General features: G+C 50.0%; 1 protein-coding gene. It reads right to left on the bottom strand.

The window, feature by feature from the left end; all coding sequences use genetic code 11:
- Positions 1-18: 18 nt before the first annotated feature.
- On the bottom strand, positions 19-141 hold the full coding sequence (locus tag Q4528_RS16425) for a hypothetical protein (protein ID WP_303522863.1): 123 nt from the start codon (positions 139-141) through the stop codon (positions 19-21).
- Between the last annotated feature and the right edge of the window lie 91 nt (positions 142-232).

Raw genomic sequence — 232 nt, 5'->3', positions numbered from 1 at the left:
GCCACTACCACTGCTGAATTAAGCGACTACGTTTTCTAGGAAATAAGCTACGTCATCACAAACGATTTGCTCATTTACAGACTCACCAACACGGACTCGTACACCGCCACGTAAGCCGATGTTGTCATCTTGACGAGTCATGGCCACTCGACCCTCCCAAGCCGCAGTCCAGCCAAAGGTGACACCGCCCTGAGGTCGGACATTTCGATTGCGATAAATGAGTGAACAATGA

The sequence above is a fragment of the Staphylococcus pasteuri genome, assembly GCF_030547725.1.
In the GTDB taxonomy this organism is placed as follows: domain Bacteria; phylum Bacillota; class Bacilli; order Staphylococcales; family Staphylococcaceae; genus Staphylococcus; species Staphylococcus pasteuri.
Note: the sequence above shows the minus strand (reverse complement) of the source record. Positions and strands in the feature narration are given on the sequence as shown.

Excerpts from the sequence above, each read along its gene's own strand:
- Q4528_RS16425 (WP_303522863.1), bottom strand. The coding sequence starts at position 141 with ATGACTCGTCAAGATGACAACATCGGCTTACGTGGCGGTGTACGAGTC.